This is a genomic window from Nostoc sp. LEGE 12447, from assembly GCF_015206985.1.
Classification (GTDB): Bacteria; Cyanobacteriota; Cyanobacteriia; order Cyanobacteriales; family Nostocaceae; genus Nostoc.
This window is the reverse complement of record NZ_JADEXT010000062.1, coordinates 17,501-31,720: the sequence shown is the minus strand read 5'-3', so window position 1 is coordinate 31,720 and position 14,220 is coordinate 17,501. Positions and strand designations below refer to the sequence as shown.

Below are 14,220 nucleotides of genomic sequence, written 5' to 3'. Positions count from 1 at the left end.
TGTTTGGCAAACCCAACACCGCGTCAGTCACTAGCACATAATCGTAACAATAGAGGAACATACCTTCGGATGGTGCAAGCGAAGTAGTGGGCGCCTTTTCCTCTCCTTCGGTATCGTCGTCCAGCCGACGAACAAACTCCCCTTCCGTTTGGACAATCGCACGCACTTCAGCCTCGTCTTCCTCTGTGAGACCTTTCACCTAACATCAAGTGGGTTAGCATGCAACATTGTACAAATGCGATACGAAACTATACCTCTTCCTGCCTCTTCTTGAATTGTTCGATAAAGTCACCGTCGAGGTCGACCTTGGCGTTTCGCGCATTGAGGCTCTTGATTTCGTCGAGGGCGTCGAGGATGTCCATCTCCACCTGCGAATCGAGCGTGCGGTTCTCGAGCGCTTTCATGCTGTCGCCTTCCTCCTCGGTCTCGCGCTTCTGTTTGGCCTCTTCGATGGCCTGGTCGCGGTCCCGCCACGGCTCGAAATTTCTGCTGACGCCATGCTCGCAAGCGTAGTCGCTTCGCTGCGGGTCCGTCTTGATCGTGAACTCTGCCGAACAACGCGTGCACTTGAGATAGAACCGAAAGATTTTGATCCGGAGATACTCTTCTCCTTCGACCGTCTCCTTGCGTGCATTGAACTTTTTGCCTTTGTAGAGATATTCCCCACACGTCAGGCATCTGTCGGATTTGTTAGGAACATTTTTATTTGGTGAGGGGGGGGATTGTTGGTGAGGGGGTGGGGTGTGACATACCGGACGCTCATAGGAAGCATCATTCGGACTTTGATTTGTTCATTCTTGGGCCGCTTGCGCTTGGGAATGATAGAAGGGTCGAAGTCGGGCGGGTAGTACTTGTTGAGCACCTTGCGTTCTCCCATCTTCGGTGGCACAAAAAAAAATGGAAAAAAGAGCAACTTTTCAAGGCGAAGAACAAACCAAGTTATTTTTGTTTCGCAGATGCAACAGTTCCTCCTCCTTCTCTTGGTGCTCTCTGTTGCAGGAGGCAACGCAGCACCTAGCACTTACGCTGCTGGAGACATAACAGTATTCTCAACATACACGACGGACCATGACAGTGAATACCACATCTCGTGCCCGTTGACTGGATCACCTGCATGTACAAGCCTTCAGAACTTCATGACTTCGAAGGGCACCCACGTTATGTGTCAGAACGGAAGCTCAATTGTACATGGACGCGTACAGCACCGTGCTCAACGTTTCTGGGAATTCCTACAACGGCAACAGTCTATCCTGCACCAACAATATCGAGCTAAACTTTTTCGATGACTTCAAGAACGGTGCGGAGGACGGGAATTGTCCCTTGGTTCTGACCGCTGTGGCGATGATGTGTTCACTCTTTGCTCCTCCCTAAATAACAAAAAACAATTTTTAAAATAAAATACCAGAGTCGACTTATTTATGTAGCAAGACCAACCATTCATCTCATATGTGCGGTCCTTTGTGAGAAACAGCAAACGCAGCAGCTGTGAGTCTGCGCGGCAAGGTGGTTGACAACTAGGACTTGAAATTTGTCCAATAATCGCGCGCAAAGACGTTGGGAGCATAATTTGCAGCATTGCCTTTTTATCTTTTGACTTGCGCAGCGTCGACAAGAGGTCCAGGCCAACGAACTCGAGGGCAGAGGCCTTGCACTGGTTACCATTTACACGACCAGACGATCACCACCTCGCCAAACGGTAAGGACACCCCCCGAAAAGGAATCTCGGAAGACTGTTCAAAAAGCGAGAGCGTTTCCTTGGTAATCCCGTGAGGATTTGTCCACTCATTTTGGTTGGCGATCAAGCAGATAGAGGTAGGTAACCGCCCCCCCTTGAATGCCCAACTCGCTCTTGTTCTCTTCGGCTCGCCCCAAATGAAATTTTGAACGAATCAGGTTTAACATTTTGTGGTAGGGTATTTTATTCTTGCGATTTGAAAAAATGGCCAGACCGTTTGCAAGGGGCAAGGCCCTGTACGACTTTGCGGGCAACGTGCAGCTGCGGCAGCTCACCTTCAAAGTGGGTGACATGATCAACATCACGAATCAGTATGACAACGGATGGTGGGCTGGAGAACTGAACGGCAAGGTGGGTTACCTGCCTTCCACCTACGTGGAGATCATCCAGAACATCGGGGGCACTCCTTCGGTAGTTCCCACGGCGCGTTCGGCAACCCTCACCGCAGCAACAGCGGGCAAACCAGCTCCCACCCCCGGCAGTGCTGCCCCATCATCGGCAACGGGTGCACGCTCGGGTCCGGGAACGATGACCTCTCCCGCCACCAACTCCAACAACGCACAGCCCGTCACCAACACCAACACCGTCCCTTCCCGCGTCCCTCCCGCAACCCCTCCCACACGGTCCCCCCCCTCCCCCCCCCTGTCACACAAAAATGTGTGGACAAAAATTTTTTTCGCCCCGCTCCTCTGCAAAGGATTGCACGGCCGCGGCCGAAGCACCTCCATACGATAGGTCTGGGACCATGCAATCGCACAGGCCTGCGAGAGCCACAAAAATGTGGCCGCGAGGTCGGGCAGGTGGGTCCCCCCCCCCTTCTCACGCTCCAAAAATGTGGCCCTCGCTGCTCTGCAATGGATTGCATGGCCGTGGCCGAGACACCTCCATACGATAGCCCTAGGATCGTGGAACCACACCAACCCGCAAAGATGAAAAAAATGTGCCCGCGAGCCTGGGAAAGTGGGTCCTTCCCTTTGACCCTCAAATTTCTCACTCATTCATGTCGGGGGTCCGCCGCACACCACGACGTCCGCATGAGGCCGCTGCACCTCTGGCGGTTCGCCCTCGGGTCCGTCGCTTTGTTGTCTAGGCAGCCGACGCGATGCGAGGGAGGCGCGCGGGGGTGGCGACATCGCCACCCCCAACGACACTCGGTCTCGAAGTGGGGTCGAAACTCGCCAACCGCTCATCCACACACCAAACCGACCACACCACAACGCGCAGCAGACGCGTGGGTATCCATCAGAAACGGAAAAGCGGGAATCGGAGGGCCAAAAAGTTTGACCCTCAGCCTCTGAAAACTTTTCGAAACTTGCATCAAGATCCGAGTTCAGAGTCCGATTTGAGGGTCGGTACATCTTTTGAGGCCGGTGCACCCATGCTGCCTTTGCCCCCACATCGCTCAATGCGTCACAGGAGGATCCCCACCGAGGGCGAGATTCGGTATGACACACGAGAGCCACACAGCGATCCGTTCACGTGGCCTCGGATGGGCCCTTTGGTTTTTTCCATACAAGACTCGGAAAATTTCAGAGTCTGAGGTGCGGGCCACCCGAAAGTGGGGCCCATCTTCGTGTGACTCGGCCACTCCATCGGTTGTCGTCCATCCTGATGGGCTCCAGACATGACGTGGGGCATGTGCGAACCGATTGCGTTGGGGTCGATGTGCCTGCTTCCTGAAAAAAACATACTTCATCCATTTCCGCCTCCCAGTTTCCGAGTGGCCCATGCCGTCGAGCAACATCGCACTCACGCACGACTTAATTGGTAGGAAAGGCCCCGACAAGGTCGGTTCATGCCGTTCACACCAATTCGAGAGAGTCTGAGATGCCCGTCCCTCCAAAAATCAGCGGTGACCCCAACGCCATAGCCGGATGCAGACCCCCACCAAGCGAGGCACAGATCCGGATGGAGGAAGACCGCACCGGACCCAAATGCCATCTCTTGTCAGCTCCTACATCTCGTCACGGCGCCCCACCAAGACGGCCCGAAATCGGACCTCGCACCAGGGCGGGGGCCACCTCGCACGAATTTCGAGGGTCGGTCGTTATACGTGGTAAGGCGGAGCCAATGGACCCCCGAGACATCTATAAGAGGGGGTCGGTTCTGATCGGACAGCCGAACTGGCAACCGCGGCAGGGGCGTCGGCAGTGCGGCGGGCAGCGTCAAGCTGCTCGTCGCACTGTCCGGCGATTCTGCGTCTGCGCGAGCCGCTGCTCTGTGGTGACGTGGGGCAGTTAAGGGGAGGTGCGTGCGATCGTCAAGGGCTTTTTTTTAGGTCCCCTCTTGTGGTGACAACGGACACCGCGTTGGTTCCTTTCGGTTGTGGTTCCTCTGCTGTTTCGGCAGTGGGGGGGGCACATGGGGTTTCGCACACGGCGGCGCGGTCACCCGCGACGTCGTGGTCGGAGCTCATCTCTCGCAAGGGAGGGGGTTGGTTCCAGCGCGGCTCATGGTACGGCAATTGGGTCCACGTGTGGCTGCGTTTGGGTGTGGTGCATTCCATGCCCTCTACGATCTCCATCTATTTCCATGCGCTGTGCCGTCCGTTTACGATTATAATTTGGTTGGGGTTGCGTGTTGGGTTGGGTCGGGTAATGCTACTTCTTCCCTCTGCTCTCTCTCTCTTCTTCTTTATCTTTTCGGTCCGAATCGGCACTGTGAGACCTCGAGCATAGGCTGGGGCGCACAATGCTGGCGGGTTGGTTTTGGGGGGGGTGCGGCGATTTCGGTCGTCGCATCTTCCTTTTCCTTCCCGTGACGGTTGCGTGGGCCTCTTGGTCATTGTGTTCGGTCGCAGGTGTGCGTGTCCTTTGTCCCACTCTCTCTCGGGACGAGGGACCGCACGTCGACGCATGCAAGTGATGTTCGGGCAGCTCCCTTTTCCCTCCTCGCTGCGCGCCTTCACGGGTGTTTGGCGAAGAGGGGAAAGGAGCAGCCAGTGCATCGCGCCCCTTCAGAAATCGGCACGGGTTCATAAAACGTGCCTTTCCGGAGGGGGAAGGGACATGAGCCGTAAGGCTTAGTGGGGCGTCCGTGCTGCGTTGCGCGTTTCTTTCTGCGTACTCTTTTTTCCGATCTTTCTATATCTATACATATAATTTCAGTGGGTACATGACGGTCGTTCGAAGTCGGTGGGGTCAAACCTTCCTTGATGTCGCGACCGATTTCAGTGCCCACGGCTTGGGCAGCGCTTTGCGCCGAGGGCGATCTCCCTGCCAACTCATACGCTGGACCTCCGCTCGGAGTAGAACAGCGTGGTGGTGGAGGTTGTCTGTCGACTCGCAAGGACTGCCCAGGAGGACCCCTAACAAGACTGCTGCGATACATCTGTTCCATCTCCTTCCATCTGTGTGGCGTGTTCTCATTGCGGCATTCACGTGCATCAGTGAGCACTTTTCCCGTTATTGGTCCGATCGATACCACTGTGCTGGTGGTAAACTTGACGACCGCGTTGCGATTGGTTCCCTCGGTGTTGCGCGTTGCACGTCCTCAACAGCCGTGTGATTGCGCACGTCGAGTGGGTCGATGAATATACATATCACCCTTTTTTTTTTGGGTTTGACGTGTGAAATACCCTAGTGTCCTCAACGACACCGCTGTCTTCCTTGGGTCAAACTCGTCGCGCTCGTTGTCTTCCTTCGGGTCGGGAACGGGCGTGAGGGGGATGACCTTCGAGTCCGAAGACTTTTTTGCACACAAAGATAAAAAAAAAAGGCAGTTACCTGGTTGATCCTGCCAGTAGTCATATGCTTGTCTCAAAGATTAAGCCATGCATGTCTAAGTATAAACCACCTTTATACGGCGAGACTGCGGATGGCTCATTAAATCAGTTATAGTTTATTTGATGGTCCCATTTGTGGGTCGGGTTCGGCGTAAAAAACCGGGTCCGGCTCATGAACCTACTTGGATAACCGTAGTAATCCTAGAGCTAATACATGCGTGAGGCCCCGAGCTGGGTCCTTGCGGGGGGCGGGGGCTTGCTCTCGCTTCACGTGGGGAACTCCCCCAGCGAAGGGGCGTATTTATTAGATAAAAAACCAACACGGGGCACAGGGCCTCACCGCTCTGCGTCCCGCGATGGGGGGTGCGTCAAAAACACTCCTCTGGGTGAGTCACAGTAACTCGGTCGGATCGCATTGATAGTCCCCGCGAGGGGGCTGGCGACGGCTCATTCAAATTTCTGCCCTATCAACTTTCGAAGGTAGTATAGAGGACTACCTTGGTGATAACGGGTGACGGAGAATTAGGGTTCGATTCCGGAGAGGGAGCCTGAGAAATGGCTACCACTTCTAAGGAAGGCAGCAGGCGCGCAAATTACCCAATCCTGACACAGGGAGGTAGTGACAATAAATAACAATACAGGTCTTGACAAAAGTCTTGTAATTGGAATGAGTACAATCCAAACCCCTTAACGAGTAACGATTGGAGGGCAAGTCTGGTGCCAGCAGCCGCGGTAATTCCAGCTCCAATAGCGTATATTAAAGTTGTTGCAGTTAAAAAGCTCGTAGTTGGATCTCGGGGCGTGTTGCCTTCGTCAAAGAACAACATTCAGGAGGGCCCGGTCCGCTGTGGCGCGGCTCGTCCCCTCTGCGTCGGGCAACCGGCGTGGGGGGAACCAGGCGGGTCGCGCAGCCTGGCGTGCACCGGCCCACCCGCCCTCTCCTTCCGGCTTCCCGTCCTTCCTATTGAGTTAGCGGAGGACGTGGGGATGGGGTCGATCCAGGCGTCTGTCGGGTCGGGGGTGGGGAGTGGAGCAGGCCTCGGTCTGCCACCTTCCCCATCCTTCCGGCAGGCGTCCGGCCTTGTCCGGGATCCGGATCAGTTACTGTGAAGAAATTAGAGTGTTCAAAGCAGGTGACTTACAACCCGGCGTTCAGGGGTTCGCTTCTGGGCGTCGGGCACCACGATGAATACATTAGCATGGGATAACGGAATATGACCCTGTCTTTGTTCTGTTGGTTCCTTCGAAGATGGGGTAATGATTAATAGGGATGGTCGGGGGCATTAATATTTAATTGTCAGAGGTGAAATTCTTGGATTCATGAAAGATTAACTTCAGCGAAAGCATCTGCCAAGGACGTTTTCATTAATCAAGAACGAAAGTTAGGGGATCGAAGACGATCAGATACCGTCGTAGTCTTAACCATAAACCATGCCGACCAGCGATCGGGAGACGTCCGCATGGATGACTCCCCCGGCAGCTTGTGAGAAATCATAAGTCTTTGGGTTCCGGGGGGAGTATGGTCGCAAGGCTGAAACTTAAAGGAATTGACGGAAGGGCACCACCAGGAGTAAACGTTGTCGTAAGTTCTGCTCCAAAGAGCTGGCTGCCCCACGGCTGCTGCGTGGGGGCAAACAGTGACCAGCTAGTCGGCATCACCGCTCACACTCGTGTGAGAGGTGTGTGTTGGCCACACCATCAAATTGCGGGGAGTCCCTAAAGCTTCGCCTACCAAGTGCAGGCCTCTGCATGGCTGGGGTAATGACCTCGGGTATGGTAAAAACGGCGGGGATGCAACAATGGGTGATCCGCAGCCAAGTCCAACCTCTTTCATCTTTGCAAAAAAGAAGAGGAATGGATGCAGTCCACAGACTAGATGATGGTGGGTTCATGCAAGGAAAAAAAAAAGAGATGGCATTGTGGGCATCTGACGTGTTTGCCTTTATTCTTGTTTGGCATCAATCACTTTGTGGCAGCTTGTCACACAGTGATTGATGGCAGATTGGAATTCCATGGGGTGGGCACGTGCGGAGGTCAATGTTTCTTGCATGAGCTTAAGATATAGTCGGCCCCTTGGGGAAACCCATGTTCTGGGAGGAAGTGCAACTTGTCGCACTGGGGACCAGGAAGTTGCCATCGATGATGGCAGCTGGAATTGGCGGGAGCCTGCGGCTTAATTTGACTCAACACGGGGAAACTCACCAGGTCCGGACATAGTAAGGATTGACAGATCGATAGCTCTTTCTTGATTCTATGGGTGGTGGTGCATGGCCGTTCTTAGTTGGTGGAGTGATTTGTCTGGTTAATTCCGTTAACGAACGAGACCTTAACCTGCTAAATAGCCGCGCCGGTCCCTCCCGCTTGAAAACCCAGGTGCACGCGCGGCGTCTGGCGAGCGGGGTGGGGGATTGGGCGGGGGAGAAATCCTTCGTCCGCCCTCATCTTTAGCTCGCCCCCGTGTCGTGTGTCTGGGCGGCGGGACCGGCGTCCGTGCTTCTTAGAGGGACTGCCGGCGTCTAGCCGACGGAAGCCTGAGGCAATAACAGGTCTGTGATGCCCTTAGATGTTCTGGGCCGCACGCGCGCTACACTGATTGGGGCAGCGAGTCCCGCGCCTCGGCCGACGGGTCCGGGTAACCTCGCGAAACTCAATCGTGCTGGGGATAGAGCATTGTAATTATTGCTCTTAAACGAGGAATTCCTAGTAAGCGCGAGTCATCAGCTCGCGTTGATTACGTCCCTGCCCTTTGTACACACCGCCCGTCGCTCCTACCGATTGGATGGTCCGGTGAAATCCCCGGAGTCTGACCTTTTGTGCGCGATCCGGGCAACTGGGTCGCGTCAGGTTTGGGCGAAGCCGATTGAACCTTACCATCTAGAGGAAGGAGAAGTCGTAACAAGGTTTCCGTAGGTGAACCTGCGGAAGGATCATTAACACAAAAAAAAAAAAAAAATCATCATCATCATTCACAACACCTGTGCCTTCTTTCTTTTGATGTCGCCGTCATCTTTTGTTTCTCGAGTCAAATCGAGATCAATCGATGGGGGTCATGGCAGCGAAGGAAGGAGGGCGCAACGTTTAACCCCCTCTGTTGAAGTCCTCCGTCAATACTCTGGGGAAGTGATTCGACTTCATCGTCTTTTCACGACCTCGAATTGGCGGGGAGGTAACACTTAAACCAATACCGGCTTCTTCCGCAAGGAATTGTGGCCGGAAAACCAAAAAAAGACGAAAGTCAATTCATTTTGCATAAAAAAATGAATAAACCAAAGACAACTCCTTACGGTGGATGTCTCGGTTCTCGCGAGGATGAAGAACGCAGCGAAATGCGATACGTGATGCGAATCGCAGGAACCAGCGAGTCATCGAGTTTTTGAACGCACATCGCGCCCCTGGTATTCCTGGGGGCACGCCTGCCCGAGTGCCGCCGCCCAATCAAAAAAAATTTTTTTTTTTTTGTTTGAAGCGAGGAGCCTATCGACTTGCAACTCGGATCCTTGTAAAAGGTGATGGGGGGCAAGACGGAATCGGATGTTGCTTGGCTGCATTTGGCCGAGCATCGTCCAAGATGTTGATGGGTCGTGACAAGTCATTCATGTGAAGAGGGAGGATCAATAATCCTTTTTTCCCTTCTCTCTTCTTTCTTTGGGGTTCGCCAAGTTCGTCGGGTGGAGGGCGGTTGGGTTGGTCCCTGCCGCTTGGTCTCTGCCTGGCACTTTAGGGCCAGAATTGGCACATTGGTTTGTTGTCTCGGTGGTTGACCCCTTTGTTGTGGGAGGGGAGGGGTCTCACGGGTAAACATCATCTCGGCCTCGGTTGGTCTGCTTGTACCGGGTGTCGCTGGGAGGCGGGTCATAACCAGCAGGGGAACAAGGGGATTGGGGAGGTCAAGGGAGAGGGGGTTCGGGTCAAGGTTTGCCTACGGCTGTGTTAGATTGAGGGGCTTTTCTTAGTTCCAAAGTTTCATACAGCCAACAAAGTTGCCGAGGTCCGCGCTCCCTAACTCTTGGTCGCTTCAGTCTTCCCTCTGACTGCTACTCGACCAACGGCATCGCTGCCTCGTGGATGTCAATCGGCACAAGGGTTCTCGGGGGGCTCCTCGTTAACTCTCTCACAGCAGAGGTGCGGGCTCCATCGGGGTCTTCAAATCAATGTGTTGGCGCTGGTTCCGGGTGTTTGGGTGGGGGTCAACGTGGCTTGGGGTCTTCTGCAGGCCCCACTGTCTCGACTCTCGGAGGGCTAATGAACCTTAATTCAAAGAAGGAAGGGGAGAGAGGGGGAGGGAGGACAAAAGTTTTGTCTCTTCGCGACTTGGAAGCGTGTTCCCAAGACCAAAGTAAAAAAAAAATCCGGGGTCTTTTTTTCTCCTTTGCCGTCGGTTCGGTCTTTCTATTCTTCTCTCTCTTTCGAGAGAGAGGGGAAGAAAAGGGATCGAGACGAGGGCGAGGGGGGAAGAGGACATCAATACCAACTTATGGACCCGGCCTCGGGTCAGGCGGCATTACCCGCCGGACTTAAGCATATCATTAAGCGGAGGAAAAGAAACCAACAGGGATCCCCTCAGTAGCGGCGAGCGAAGCGGGAAGAGCTCAGGTTTGAAATCCGGGCGTGCGTCAATGGCCGTCGTTCACGCGGCGGCCAACCATCGCGGCGCCCCGAATTGTAGCCTCACCAGGCTGGACATCGGGAAGTGGATGGGCTGCAGACAGAGATCCCCTGGAAAGGGGTACCAGAGAGGGTGACAGTCCCGTGCTTCGGTCTGCAGAGGGTCATCCCATCACTTGTTCTCTTTACTTCCTCTCTCCTGTCAAAGGGGGGGAGGGAATGGGGAGCCGTACGGATTTTGTTCAGCCTCAGAGTCGGGTTGCTTGGGAATGCAGCCCAAAGCGGGTGGTAAGTCTCACCCAAAGCTAAATACATGGCGAGAGACCGATAGCGAACAAGTACCGCGAGGGAAAGATGAAAAGGACCCTGAGAAGAGAGTCAAAAGCGCCTGAAACCGTAGGGAGGGAAGCGATGGATGCCGGCGATCCGTTGCTGGGAGCCGTCCGTGTTGCGCGGGGGAGGGCTTGGCGGGCTGTCGCGAACCGATATCACAAGATGGAGTGCTCCTGCTGTGTCATGCGTCGGGCGTCGCAAGGCGTCAGGCGTGTGGTCGGGGGGCGCCCCAGTCCGTCAGTTTGTTTCTCTTTCGTGCGATGCGGGTGCGGCCCTGGCTTTGACGGGCCAGCGCCAGTTCGTTTGGTGGCGGCAGGCCGTGGAGCATTCTTTCAACGGGCCCGCAGGTGGGTATCCATTCCCACTTGCGAAGCCGGCTTCGCGGTTTAGACCACCGAACGGACTGTGGATAGCTAGTGTGCGCCCTTTGGGCGGAGGGCTGGGGCGTCGGCGCGAGCCTGCGGGTGGGGACCGGCAACCGGTGCCCGTTTGCATTGGAGCGTGCCTCGCGTCTTGGCCGACTTCCAGCACACTGCGAGTCGCTGGTAGGGACGGCATTCACCGACCCGTCTTGAAACACGGACCAAGGAGTCTAACGCGTGTGCGAGCGCAAGGGTGGCAAACCCAGTTGAATCTGCGCGGAGCGAAAGCAAGGCACGATGGTCACGCGTCGTGCGTGGCAGGAAGGGGCGCCCCTCGGGGCGCCCTGGCACTGCCGACCGATCCGGATTCTTGATTGAAGGACTCGAGTAGAAGTGCACTCGTTGGGACCCGAAAGATTGTGAACTATGGGCGACCAGGATGAAGCCAGAGGAAACTCTGGTGGAGGTCCGAAGCGATACTGACGTGCAAATCGTTCGTCTGAGTTGTCTATAGGGGCGAAAGACTAATCGAACAATCTAGTAGCTGGTTCCCTCCGAAGTTTCCCTCAGGATAGCTGGGCCCCATTTCGCGAGCAGTTTTATCAGGTAAAGCGAATGATTAGAGGTCTTGGAGCCGCAACGGCTTCACCCTATTCTCAAACTTTAAATAGGTAAGAAGTGCCAGCCGCCTAAAGAACTCGGCGGGCTGAGCACATCCTCAGAATGCGGGGGCCTTAGTGGGCCATTTTTGGTAAGCAGAACTGGCGATGCGGGATGAACCGAACGTCGAGTTAAAGTGCCCAAGTGCGCGCTAATTCGTAGACACCATAAAAGGCGTCGGTTCATTCAGACAGCAGGACGGTGGCCACGGAAGTCGGAATCCGCTAAGGAGTGTGTAACAACTCACCTGCCGAATGGACCGGCCCTGAAAATGGATGGCGCTCAAGCGCGACACTTATACTCGGCCATCAGAGCAAACTTTCATTCACACTTGATTGCCTGATGAGTAGGAGGGCGTGGAGCCCGCTGCGAAGCCGCTGCCCGTAAGGGTCGGTGAAGCGAGCTCTAGTGCGGATCTTGGTGGTAGTAGCGAGTACTCAAGCGGGAACCTTGAGGGCTGAAGTGGGGAAAGGTTCCATGCGAACAGCGGTTGGACATGGGTTAGTCGGTCCTAAGCGGTCGGGTGATGCCGTGCCGAGGGTGCGCGATTGCGCGGCGGGCGGCCGGGGCAACCCGGTCGTCCTATGTCGCGGGGGTTCCCGCCGGATTCTGTCGGACGGGGGGGTGGGCTTGGGGCAACTCAGGCACGCCTCCTGCAGTTGGCAGGGAACGGAGGCCCTCCTTTCGGTGCCCGCCTCGCAAGGGGCGGGTGGCTGAAGGGCGTCGCGCCCGCCAGCGAAAGGGAACCAGGTCGAGATTCCTGGACCGGGATGGGGGAGCGTGCGAGCTCCTGGTTCGCCAGGGGCCGCACCACGGTGACGTAAACGAGCCCAGAGACATCGACGGAGGCCCCAGGGAGGGTTCTCTCCCCTCTTTGACAGTCCTCCGATCACCTTCGCCCTTCGCGGGGCGGGGGTGGTCGCGCGCAAGCACCGACGGCCCTGGAATCGACTCGCTCGGAGATAGGGCCGAACGGCTGGCAGAGCGCCCCGGCCTTCGGGGCGTCTGGAGCGCCTTCGCCGATCCTTGAAAATCTGGGGGAGGTGGCCCCAGCTCGTCGGGGGGGTGGCGACACTCTTTCGGCGGGTTGGGAGTCTTCCCACCCGTCCGTACTCATAACCGCATCAGGTCCCCAAGGTGAGAAGCCTCTAGCCGGTAGGATAACGTAGGTAAGGGAAGTCGGCAAAATAGATCCGTAACCTCGGGAAAAGGATTGGCTCTAAGGGTTGGGCTGTGGGGGCCTGCCTCCATGGGCGGCGGGATCCTCCTCCATGCCCTTCACGGGGTGTGGGGGGGGGCGGATGCCGTCGGGGCTGGGGCCGTGGGTTGGGGCGCTGCTCGCGACTACTCAGCTCTCCGCAAGGAGGGTTGGGGAAAGCGGGCGGCGCCTCGTGGCCCGCGGTTCCTCCCGGCGGCCGTCCTCCTGTCGTCGTAGGGGGTGGGGCGCGCCGCACGGTTGGTCTGCCTCTGGCATGCGCGTCGCGGGGGGGGCTCGCTCCCTTCGCGGCGTGCGTGTCGGCGGGCACGGCTGGCCGTGTATCCTTCACCGGAACCTCAGCTTCACGGCTGGGGTGGCCCGCCCCCTGCAGCATTTAACAACCAGCTTAGAACTGGCGCGGACAAGGGGAATCCGACTGTTTAATTAAAACATAGCATTGCGATGGCCGGCGAGCGGTGTTGACGCAATGTGATTTCTGCCCAGTGCTCTGAATGTCAAAGTGAAGGGATTCAACCAAGCGCGGGTAAACGGCGGGAGTAACTATGACTCTCTTATCGTAAGCATTACTTTGAGAGGAGAAGTCAGCAGACAAAGTGCTGGCTAGTACGACCTGGGTCTCAGGAATTGAGTCTGCGGGGAGTGCGACACCGTCAAATTGCGGGGACATCTCGTTTTGAGGTCTGCAGTACCGCTCTGGCGCCGAAAGGTCCGGCCAGTTGCACCACAGGGAAACTTGTGGGTATGGTAAGAACCTGCAGAATAGAGACAATCCGCAGCCAAGTCCTAACCTTCCTCTCTTGCTCCTCTTCCTTCGTTGGGAAGAAGGTGTCGGAGGTCTGAAGTATGGATGCAGTTCACAGATCAGATGTCGGTGGGTCATCGAAAATGGGGCTTGTGTTGTCTCAGACAAGCTTGCCTGCTAAACGGACTTAAGGTATGATCGGCCCCACACGAGAGTGGTGAAGTCAGATTCACGGGTTGTTGGAATGGCCCAGGGTGCGCAGGTTTGTCTGGAGATTGGCATCTTCGATTTTGGCGATGGGGTAACAACTTTGTAATAATCCCAAAACGGTTGCAGCGTTTTTGTGTAAAATGCCGTACTAAGACACGGGGTGTTGATTTGTCTCTCTTTTGGACAACTTCACATGGTGTCGGAAATGGTCGACAGACTGCACGGGATTCCCAAGCTTAATTGGTTGGGTTGTTATGAACAGTCGGCTTTTTTGTCATTGAGCGTATCCCATACACAATGACAACGAACTCAGAATCACAAGTTGACTCGCCTTCCACATCTGTGGTTGTCAGGTCAAAAGTCAAGCGAAATGCCATTCCAGACATCCGACAGATGATGCTCGACCGCGGTGCGCTTCTGTTCCGTTTCGAGAAACCAAACGGCGTCGTTCACAAAAGTGAGCACATCACATGGTTCCAACAAATGGAGCAGATGGGCTTCGTGGTCGTGCGTTCCGGGTGCATCCTGCCATACGACAACTTCACCGGTAGTAGCAAGGGCAGACCGAAAGGGCACAAAATCTCGGCATACTTCTTCTTGGGCGACCCGGCGGCGTGCTGTCAGAGTGGT

Annotated in this window: 4 protein-coding genes, 1 rRNA gene and 1 other annotated feature (1 of these 6 running past the window's edge); of the genes, 3 read left to right on the top strand and 2 right to left on the bottom strand. The window is 55.7% G+C overall.

The window, feature by feature from the left end; genetic code table 11:
- Positions 1–199, bottom strand: a 199-nt coding sequence (locus tag IQ274_RS37015) for a hypothetical protein (RefSeq protein WP_228058544.1), incomplete at its 3' end; no start/stop codon positions are given.
- Between the two features lie 49 nt (positions 200–248).
- Positions 249–404 carry a Saf4/Yju2 family protein gene (locus IQ274_RS37010; protein WP_228058543.1) on the bottom strand — a complete coding sequence of 52 codons (156 nt, stop codon included), beginning with the start codon at positions 402–404 and terminating at the stop codon, positions 249–251.
- Between the two features lie 1,535 nt (positions 405–1,939).
- Between IQ274_RS37010 and IQ274_RS38180 the strand changes: the two genes are divergently transcribed.
- The 3 genes from IQ274_RS38180 to IQ274_RS38175 form a co-directional block, all read left to right on the top strand.
- Entirely contained in the window at positions 1,940–2,470 is a 531-nt protein-coding gene (locus IQ274_RS38180) for an SH3 domain-containing protein (RefSeq protein ID WP_228058545.1), read from the top strand.
- Between the two features lie 4,750 nt (positions 2,471–7,220).
- Positions 7,221–7,454, top strand: coding sequence for a hypothetical protein (locus IQ274_RS37605; RefSeq protein ID WP_194144795.1), 234 nt, complete (start codon positions 7,221–7,223; stop codon positions 7,452–7,454).
- A gap of 79 nt (positions 7,455–7,533) precedes the next feature.
- Positions 7,534–8,384: a sequence feature (16S ribosomal RNA rRNA prediction is too short), on the top strand.
- A 1,531-nt stretch (positions 8,385–9,915) separates the two neighbouring features.
- A 23S ribosomal RNA gene (locus IQ274_RS38175) occupies positions 9,916–14,220 on the top strand; it runs 1,194 nt beyond the window's last position.